The sequence below is a fragment of the Methylobacterium sp. AC433 genome (genome assembly GCF_979253015.1).
The window spans coordinates 143,261-152,262 of the sequence record NZ_CEEDBN010000013.1; the positions used below are offsets into that span (position 1 = coordinate 143,261).

A 9,002-nucleotide genomic window follows, 5' to 3' on the forward strand; every position below is an offset into this window, starting at 1 on the left:
CCCGGGCCTTATCGACGGGGACGGGCGAACCCTCGCCGATCGAGGCGCCGGCGGCGGCGAACGTCTCAGGCGGGGATGACCCGCCTGTAGAGGTGCCAGGTCGCGTGACCGAGGATCGGCATCACCACGGCGAGGCCGACGAAGAGCGGCAGGGAGCCGAGGATGAGCAGCCCGGCGACGACGAAGCCCCAGGCCGTGAGGGTGCGCGGGTTGCGCCGGAAGGCGGCGAGGGAAGTCTCGATCGCGGTCAGCATGTCGACATCCCGGTCCACCAGCATCGGCACCGAGACCACGCTGACCGCCAGCACCACCAGGGAGAAGGCGAAGCCGACGAGGTTTCCGATGACGATCAGGGCCCAACCCCGCGGCGTCGTCAGCACGTCCTGGGCGAAGGCGAAGATGGAATCCGGCACGCTCGCTCCGTAGAGCGCCCAGTAGATCCCCTGAGCCGCCACCAGCCAGCAGGCGAAGACCACCGCCAGGAGCAGCCCGAGCCCGGCGAGCGCGCCCGCCGCCGGCCGCGTCAGGTTGGCGAAGGCATAGGCCCAGTCGGTGGGCAGGCCCTGTTCGCGGCGGCGACTCAGTTCGTAGAGGCCGATCGCCGCGAAGGGGCCGATCAGGGCGAAGCCCGCCGCCAGCGGAAACACCAGCGGCAGGACCTCGGTGCCGAAGGCGGCGGTGGCCAGGACGATGCCGACGATGGGGTAGATCAGCCCGATGAACAGGGCGTGGGTCGGCATCGTCAGGAAGTCGTCGACGCCGCGGCGCAGGGCCGTCGAGAGGTCGTGCCCGTCGATGGCGTTCACCACCGGGCGGGCCATGCTGTGGCCGAAATCGTGGACGGGAAGGGTCGTCATGGCTCAAGCCCTCACGCAGGAGGAAAGCTCACGACGTCGACGCCCAAGCGATTTCTCGACAGATCGCGCCCATCCGGGCGGTTCCTGCCGCGCATGCCCGGGCGTGATGGCGCCGAGAGCGGATGTCCCCGACGCTAATCCCTTTTCGCGATCCTGTCTTCAGAGTGTAAGTCCGAAGGCGAAGATTTTCGGATACTGATCTTGCGGTGCGAAAGCTTGACGTTTCGCGCCGCGGATCAGACCGCGCGCTTCTGGTAGTCCTTGATGTCGCTGAAACGCACCTCCGGCGCCCGCTCCTCCTCGTAACGCAGGGAGAAGGCGGTGGTCGCCATGAAGACCGGGGCGCCGTCGAGGTCGCTCGCCATGGCGGAGCCGTGGCTGCCGATGAACTTGTCGAGCTCGGGCTCCTTCTCGGCGGTGATCCAGCGGCAGATCGAGAACCGGGTCGGCTCGTAATCGATCGGCAGGCCGTATTCGGCCTGGAGGCGCTCCTTCAGCACGTCGAGCTGGAGGGCACCGACGACGCCGACGATGGCCTGGGAGCCGTCATGCGGGCGGAAGACCTGCACCACGCCCTCCTCGCCCATCTGCTGCAGGGCCTCCTTCAGCTTCTTGGCCTTCATGGCATCGGTGAGCTTGATCCGCCGCAGGATCTCGGGGGCGAAGCTCGGCACGCCGCGGAACACGATCTCCTCGCCCTCCGTCAGGGTATCGCCGATGCGCAGGGTGCCGTGGTTCGGGATGCCCACGACGTCGCCCGCGAAGGCCTCGTCGGCGATGGCGCGGTCCTGGGCGAAGAAGAATTGCGGCGCGGACAGCGACATCGGCTTGCCGGTGCGCACCAGCTTGGCCTTCATGCCCCGGTTCAGCCGCCCCGAGCAGACCCGCATGAAGGCGATGCGGTCCCGGTGATTCGGGTCCATGTTCGCCTGGATCTTGAAGACGAAGCCGGTCATCTTCGGCTCGGTCGGCTCCACGAGGCGCTTGTCGGCATCCTGGCCGCGCGGCGGCGGCGCGAAGCGGGCGAGCCCGTCGATGAGGTCGCGCACGCCGAAATTGCGCAGGGCCGAGCCGAAGAACACCGGCGTGAGGTGCCCTTCCCGGAACGCCGCCAGATCGAAGCGCTTCAGCCCGGTCTCGGCGAGTTCCGCCTCCTCGCGCCAGGTCGCCGCCTCCCCCTCCTCGGTCAGCAGCTGGTCGAACAGCGGATCCTCCACGCCGGTCACCGCCACGGTGCCGGCATCGTCGGCCGCATCGAGGCGGCGCACCCGGCCGTTGCCGAGGTCGTAGGTGCCGGCGAAGCTGCGGCCGCGCCCGATCGGCCAGGTCACCGGCGCCACGTCGAGGGCCAGCACCTTCTCGATCTCATCCAGAAGCTCGAAGGGGTCGCGTGCCTCGCGATCGAGCTTGTTGATGAAGGTGACGATGGGGATGTCGCGCAGGCGGCAGACCTCGAACAGCTTGCGGGTGCGCGCCTCGATGCCCTTGGCCGCGTCGATCACCATCACGGCCGAGTCGACGGCCGTCAGGGTGCGGTAGGTGTCCTCGGAGAAGTCCTCGTGGCCCGGGGTGTCGAGGAGGTTGAAGACGCAGTCGCCGTACTCGAACGTCATCACCGAGGTGACGACGGAGATGCCGCGCTCCTTCTCGATGCCCATCCAGTCCGAGCGGGTCGACACCCGGTTGCGCTTGGCCTTGACCTCGCCGGCGAGCTGGATCGCGCCGCCGAACAGCAGCAGCTTCTCGGTCAGCGTGGTCTTGCCGGCATCCGGGTGCGAGATGATCGCGAAGGTGCGGCGGCGGGCGACGGGGTCGGCCTTCGCCTCCGGCGGCTTGATCTCAGACTGCATCAGCATGGCGGGCAAATATTTCCGGGTCCGCGCCTGGCGGCTTTGCGTTCGCGACGGGTAAGCGACGAAGGGCTGTTCTGTAGGCGTTTCGGGCGCGATGCGCAAAACTCAGCCGCGTCCGAGATAGGGCATGGCGGTGGCGACCACGGTGAGGAACTGGACGTTGGCCGAGAGCGGCAGGCCCGCCATGTAGACCACCGCGTCGGCCACGTGCCGCGCATCCATCACGGGCTCGGGACGGATGCTGCCATCCGCCTGCCGGGCGCCCTTGGCGATGCCGGCCGTCATCTCCGTCTCGGCATTGCCGACGTCGATCTGTCCGCAGGCGATGTCGTAGGGGCGCCCGTCCAGGGAGGTCGCCTTGGTCAGTCCGGTGATCGCGTGCTTGGTGGCCGCGTAGGGGGCCGAGTGCGGCCGCGGCGCCTGCGCGGCGATGGAGCCGTTGTTGATGATGCGCCCGCCCCGCGGATCCTGCGCCTTCATCATCCGGAAGGCGCCCTGCGTGCACAGGAACGCGCCGGTGAGGTTCACGTCCACGGAGCGCCGCCAGTCGTCGAGGGCGACCGCGTCGATCGCCGCCGCGGGCGTGAACACGCCCGCATTGTTGAACAGGAGGTCGAGCCGCCCGAACCGCTCGCCCACCCGGGCGAACAGCCGCGCCACCGAGTCCGCATCCGCCACGTCGGTCTCCACGGCTTCCGCAACGATTCCGGCCGCCTGTGCCAGACGAGCCACCTCCTCGAGGGGCGCGAGGCGCCGCCCCGCCAGGGCCAGGTCATAACCCGCCGCGGCGAGCGCCAGGGCGACGTCCCGCCCGATCCCCGACCCCGCCCCCGTGACCACCGCGATCCGCCCGCTCATGTCCCGATCCCTCCCGCCGAACCCGCGAGAGCCATAAGCGCCCCCTCCCCCTGTTGCCAGCACCCGACACTGCGTCTAGACACACCTCCGCCGAGCGCGATGGGGCGTCGCCAAGTGGTAAGGCAGCGGTTTTTGGTACCGCCATTCCCAGGTTCGAATCCTGGCGCCCCAGCCAATCTCCTGACTCGATCGCTGACGTTTTGAACCTCTCCTTTTTGGACGAGCGATGTCGGCCCATCATGATGCTGAGTCGTTGCAATCATCCATGGCGCTCAGGTTTGTTCATCAGTCAAACCGACTGATGCCAATTGACCACGCTCTGACCGTGCCAAATGCGATTGGAGCTTGCTCAAATGGCTTTCGGAACTCCGAGTCATCAAATAAACAGATGAAAGCTTAGTAGCGGGCATTGCTCGAGACGCCCAAAGCTGTGGCTTGAGCCGCCCACCGCGACCATCCCTAATATTTTGCTCGACGTGGACGTCTCCGATACGCTGAGCCAGCTTTGCTTATTTACGTATCTGTGCTGCGTCAGGCTTCGAAACCTGCCGTCCAGAAAAATGGGTTCGTTCTGCGAAAACGTCGCCTTCGGCTCGCTTGGGCTCAAATCGCTGGGCGCTCTTCTGGCACAACCTTTCTATGCATTGGTATAAGATGATGCTACATGTCTGCACCACCGAGATGATTCAGATCTGAATGTTATTTATTCAGAATGAGTCAATGTCCATCAACGGTTGATATGTTATGTAAAAACTAATTAAACGAGATCATTTTTATTTAGACCGTAAGCATATTTTTTCAAACATTGAGTTAATTTGAAATATTAATATGAAATCTGAGATTATTACTGCTAATATGACTAAATTTGGAAGTACCGCGCGTTTTTGAGTTAAACCTCGCATCGTCCACGCCCGGTAAGCTTTCAGCTTAAAGCCGAATCATCGCACCCACTGGTAGGTGTTCACGAAAGTTTTTTGCCCCCCGTTTTGATTGCCATCCTCCCGGAGCATAGCGAACTTGCTCGGGCATGTTGCCGATTCGTTCTTGCATTTACGGCCGCGAGCCGAAAGGGTGCGAGCGTATGTCTTAATCAACGCCGCGTTCGGCTTGGACGTGAGTTCTGAGCCTGCGCTAGATCCCGCTTCTCGCTAAGCGACCGGGCTGATAGCAATCCTGAGAGTGTGATGCCACGAACCATGCGAGTTGCGACGGCAGTGCCGTCCGACAAAGTCAGATCAACATCAAGGCGTTCAACGCCATCTGCTCGTTCGAGCCAGAACGAAGTGCTCCGTGTATACCCGTCCGGTGCAGAAGATATCATGGAGGCAGCCGAGAGTGCGCTGAGGCATAAGGCTGTCGAGATGGCGCTTGGCGGTGACGCTGGGATGATGCGGTACTGCCTTGGAGAGCTCTCGGCTCAGCGTTTGCGGTCCTCGGGATTCGTGCTGCCCGAAATCACCACGATTAAGGATCTTCCGAAAGCAACCTACGCTATCCTGCAAGCTGCAGCGAACGGCACGATAAATTTTCAGGAAGCGAATGAGCTTGCAAAGCTCGTGGGTGTTCATGCCGAGGCGCTGGGGGACGAAGAGCTCAGCCGGCGTATTGCGCATCTTGAGGAGAGGCACGGCTTGTGACTAATCGAAAGGCCTACGGACGTCGTGTACGGCGCTTAGAGCATGCCATGTGTCGGCAGGGGCTTTCCTTCATTATACATTGCCGTGATGGAGAAGAAGACAGTGAGAGAACAGATCGGTTATGTAGTAAAATCGAGCAAGATTACGGTCCGCTGAATGCATCTAAAGATCAAATAATAATTAGCCGAGTATTTGGAGAAACATCTTATATTTCGGATGAGGTGCTGGTATTACCGATATCAAATCCATAAAGTATGATGAATTTTTTACAAAATTATTATTAAACCGATTAAATCAAGCCGGTGTTGATACGACCGTAGAAGCGCAGCTATCCATTGTTCAATTTGTGTCAAAGGGCTGTTTTTCTGCCTGGCGCTTTTGACGAAATCGAACGCCGGCTCCTCCGCCGTTTTCAGGTATAAACTCGATACCGGCCGATTCAAGTGCTTGCCGTAAAGCCGATATGGTTGGCCCATGAGCACCGAGATCGCCAGGCTTCGCCTCGAGTCGTTTGATAGTTGGCAACGAAACCCCTGAAGCGAGAGCTAGATCCTTCTGCTCCCACCTGATGAGAGCACGTGCCGCGCGCAACATTTCGCTAGTCAGCGTGTGCATTTTTTCGGTTCCTCAAGGCTTAAATGATGCCTCAGGTATTGACAGTAGTGGGCGGCAAAGTGATACTCAGGGCATCAAAGCCCGGAGGCGCTTATGTCATCTCGTCGATCAATCTCATGGTCTTCTGCGCTTCAGAGTTTGCGAGCTGACCGAGTGCAAACGCCGCCGGCGGAACGACGCCTTCACCTACAAGCTACGGCGTTCGCTAAGCTGGCTTTCCATCGCGCACAAGCGCTAGCGCATAATTATCCGATGATTGTCTTCGGAGCTTACGATCGACGTACCATCATGCGTTTGGCTGCGGTGGCTGCAAACGCAAGGCGCTTAGCGACTGGCGAGACCTGGCGAGCGTGCATCTCCGCCGCACTTCGAGGAACTTGGGCAGCAGCGAAAGCGCTTCGCCAGTCGGCCAAACGACAACAAAGCTGCTGCGTTGCAGACAGGAGTGAAATGTCCGTCTTCACCGGATTTTAATCGAAGCTTCCGGAGGTACGCATAGAAAATACTCGCTTCACATTGGATGCATCATCAGAATAAACGTCTTTGTATCTGGCCGAATACAACTTCCATCTGCTTTTTATTTTTACAGATCCGTTCACCGAAATTCTACGCGAAGTAGGTTCGTTGGATTAAGTTGAATTTGCGGCTGAACTCACCGCTTTAAACGGCCCACCCTCCTGGCCGCGCGATCGTATCACTAATTCAACCTCAGCCGGAGGCCCACAATGCCCCACAATAAACCGTGTCAGCGCGCGGCTGATCCTGCACGTCCAACAGTGGCTACCTTAGGTCTCCAGGTGAGACTCGTAGGCCGTGAAGAGGATGAACAGCTCAGGGCGTTGATTGAGCGATATGAGCAACTCCTTTGCGACTGGGAGCAGCTGTCCTTCCAGGCTCTGAAGGCGCTCGCTGATCGTCCGACTCTCAAAAGTGGGCGCTCTGATGCCGTACGTCGCGCTTGAGGACGTTGGCACAACGCGACGCGGGGCTATGTCGAATCGCCGTCGGCTTCAGGCTTGGGAGAGGACGGGCGGGACCTGCGTGGTTTGCGAGCGCCGCATCGACGGTGCGCGGGATCGCTGGATCGTCGAGCATATACGCGCTCTCGAACTCGGTGGGCCGGACGAGATCCAGAACCTTGGGCCAGCGCATGAGGCATGTGGGCGTGAGAAGACGCGAAGTGATCATGCCCGAGCTGCCGAGGCGAAGCGACAAAAAGTTCGCCATCTCGGGGCAGCGGTTGTCACCCGTCCGATGCCTGGGTCACGAGGTTCTGCTCTGAAGCGCAAGGTCGATGGAACGGTTGTCCGTCGGGATGAGCATGCACGACCTCGCCGCCCGATCGAATGTGTCGGGTCTGAACGCGCGATCGATGATACTGAAGCATCCGCTGCAACGCCGATCGTGGTGGATCCCGTGGCCAATCTGACCGAACGCCTTTGTCCGCGGGGGATGCTTTCGGATAACAAGAGCGAGTCAGAGGCGGTGGATCAAATGGCGAACCGAACGACATCGAAGGCGAAACTGGCGAGCGTTAGCGAAGGGGATGCCGCGACGTCAGGAGACGTCCTTCCTGCGATCCCCGCCCACCTCGACTTTTTGTTCAGCGACCGTCCCCTGCTGCCGGGCGAAGAGCCCGATCATTACGAGACTCTTCTTCGCAGCATCGTTCATCAAATCCGCCCTGCCGACGTTATCGAGGCGATCTGGGTCAAGAACATCACCGACCTAATCTGGGAGGCCAATCGAATCCGGGGCTGGCGTAGGCAAATTCTGGTTCAAGCTCAGCTACAAGCAGCCGGGGATTTGATCCGGCCTGCACTTCAGAACGCGGATCCCATGGGATTGAACCAGTTCATGGCGCCATCGGCTGATAGCCTCGCCGCAGGCTGGATGGCTGGCGACGCGGAGCCGCGCGCCCAAGTCGACGCCCTTCTTCACGACCGTGGACTCACGGCAGAAAATGTCGCTGCACATGGCTTCCTTTTAAATCTGCCTTCTATTGAGCGAATCGATCGATTGGCCTCGTTGGCTGACCAACGTCGAGATTCCCTCCTCCGCGAAATCGAGCGCAAGCGAGAAGGCTTCGGCCAGCTTGCTCGGAAAGTTGCCGCGGATGTGCTTGACGTCGTGCGTACCGGCGAGCGATGAATCGTATCCATCAAAATCCGAGGCAGTGATGACGTCTCAGCGCGCCAGCCATGCCAATCATCGCAATTCCGCAAGGAGCACAGGACCCCGAACACCTATTGGGAAGGCACAATCGAAACAGAATGCTCGCAAGCACGGCCTCTCAAGCGTCGATCTCAATCCAAAGATGGAGGCGGAGATCGAGCATTTGGCCGAACTCATCGCCGGTAGCTACGGCATCGCCAAGGGCATTGTGGAGGCGGCCCGTAATGCTGCTGAGGCACAGGTATATTTCCAACGCGTACAGGCATACAAAATTGCACGTCTAAGGTGTGGCGTAGTAGAAACAGCCTCAGAAGCCGTGGCAGAGCAAAGCTTCCTGCGCGAATTTTTTACAGAGACTTCCATGCAGATTGAGCGATTGGATCGGTATGAGGCTCGAGCTTTGTCTCGACGCAAGTTCGCTTTTCGACAGCTTCTTGAACTAGTCGACCGTGAAGCCAGATCCTAGGTCATCGGATCAGGAGGGCTCTCTGGTCTTCCTGTGCAAGTTTGAAGAGAGTTTGTCCGTAGCCGGTTTTGCCAATTAGAGTTAAACATTAACCCTGGACCGACCTATAACTCGGTCTCCGGCTCAATTTCAATAATAATCAATGTATACAAGGCGATCCAGCGAGCTTCCAGCAAATCGATCTTGCTGCGGCCATATATCTGGCCCTGCATCGATATGCACGCGGCGTCGAGGAAGCCGCGGCTGGGGTTTTCAATGAGGTGCTAGCGGTCGGTGACCTGGAAACCATCGGCAAAGCGCGGGTGACAGCCTCTCTATATCACCCGTCCGGCCTGTATCAACCGCCAGACCCCATGTCAGCCTCACCGAAGGCCAAGCTTGTCACGCCTATCCGAAGGTCTGGCGCGAGGCTTTCCTGAACCTCCGGCCGAGCGCCGTCCCGTGCCCAGGCTTCATGCTCCGATCCTAGTGGTTGAGGTCTGACGGTTGAGTCCGCGTGGGGTTTTGGTTTGAGGCCTGTCCTGCGAGTCTGGCGGAATGC

General features: G+C 60.3%; 7 protein-coding genes and 1 tRNA gene. 4 read left to right on the plus strand and 4 right to left on the minus strand.

What is annotated here, in order from left to right; genetic code table 11:
- Positions 1-65: 65 nt before the first annotated feature.
- From AC0IWM_RS17770 to AC0IWM_RS17780, 3 genes are all read right to left on the minus strand, one after another.
- A complete protein-coding gene (locus AC0IWM_RS17770; RefSeq protein WP_471757102.1) occupies positions 66-857 on the minus strand; it encodes a DUF2189 domain-containing protein in 792 nt (263 codons plus the stop codon).
- A 236-nt stretch (positions 858-1,093) separates the two neighbouring features.
- Positions 1,094-2,713 (minus strand): peptide chain release factor 3, encoded by a 1,620-nt coding sequence (locus AC0IWM_RS17775; RefSeq protein ID WP_471757104.1) that lies wholly within the window; start codon positions 2,711-2,713, stop codon positions 1,094-1,096.
- 102 nt (positions 2,714-2,815) lie between these two features.
- Positions 2,816-3,568: an SDR family oxidoreductase gene (locus AC0IWM_RS17780; RefSeq protein ID WP_471757106.1), complete on the minus strand. Its 753-nt coding sequence runs from the start codon at positions 3,566-3,568 to the stop codon at positions 2,816-2,818.
- Between the two features lie 100 nt (positions 3,569-3,668).
- On the opposite strand from AC0IWM_RS17780, the gene AC0IWM_RS17785 reads away from it, so the two are divergent.
- Positions 3,669-3,743 (plus strand) — tRNA-Gln (locus AC0IWM_RS17785).
- A 1,144-nt stretch (positions 3,744-4,887) separates the two neighbouring features.
- Positions 4,888-5,205: a hypothetical protein gene (locus tag AC0IWM_RS17790; RefSeq protein WP_471757108.1), complete on the plus strand. Its 318-nt coding sequence runs from the start codon at positions 4,888-4,890 to the stop codon at positions 5,203-5,205.
- Positions 5,206-5,544: 339 nt separating this feature from the next.
- On the opposite strand, the gene AC0IWM_RS17795 is transcribed toward AC0IWM_RS17790, so the two are convergent.
- The gene (locus tag AC0IWM_RS17795; protein ID WP_471757110.1) at positions 5,545-5,820 is read right to left on the minus strand and encodes a helix-turn-helix domain-containing protein; all 276 of its coding nucleotides are present in this window, start codon (positions 5,818-5,820) and stop codon (positions 5,545-5,547) included.
- Between the two features lie 1,041 nt (positions 5,821-6,861).
- Between AC0IWM_RS17795 and AC0IWM_RS17800 the strand changes: the two genes are divergently transcribed.
- Together AC0IWM_RS17800 and AC0IWM_RS17805 are read left to right on the plus strand one after the other, a co-directional pair.
- On the plus strand, positions 6,862-7,971 hold the full coding sequence (locus AC0IWM_RS17800) for an HNH endonuclease (RefSeq protein WP_471757112.1): 1,110 nt from the start codon (positions 6,862-6,864) through the stop codon (positions 7,969-7,971).
- A 28-nt stretch (positions 7,972-7,999) separates the two neighbouring features.
- Positions 8,000-8,461, plus strand: a complete 462-nt coding sequence (locus AC0IWM_RS17805; protein WP_471757114.1) for a hypothetical protein — start codon at positions 8,000-8,002, stop codon at positions 8,459-8,461.
- The last annotated feature ends 541 nt before the right edge of the window (positions 8,462-9,002 follow it).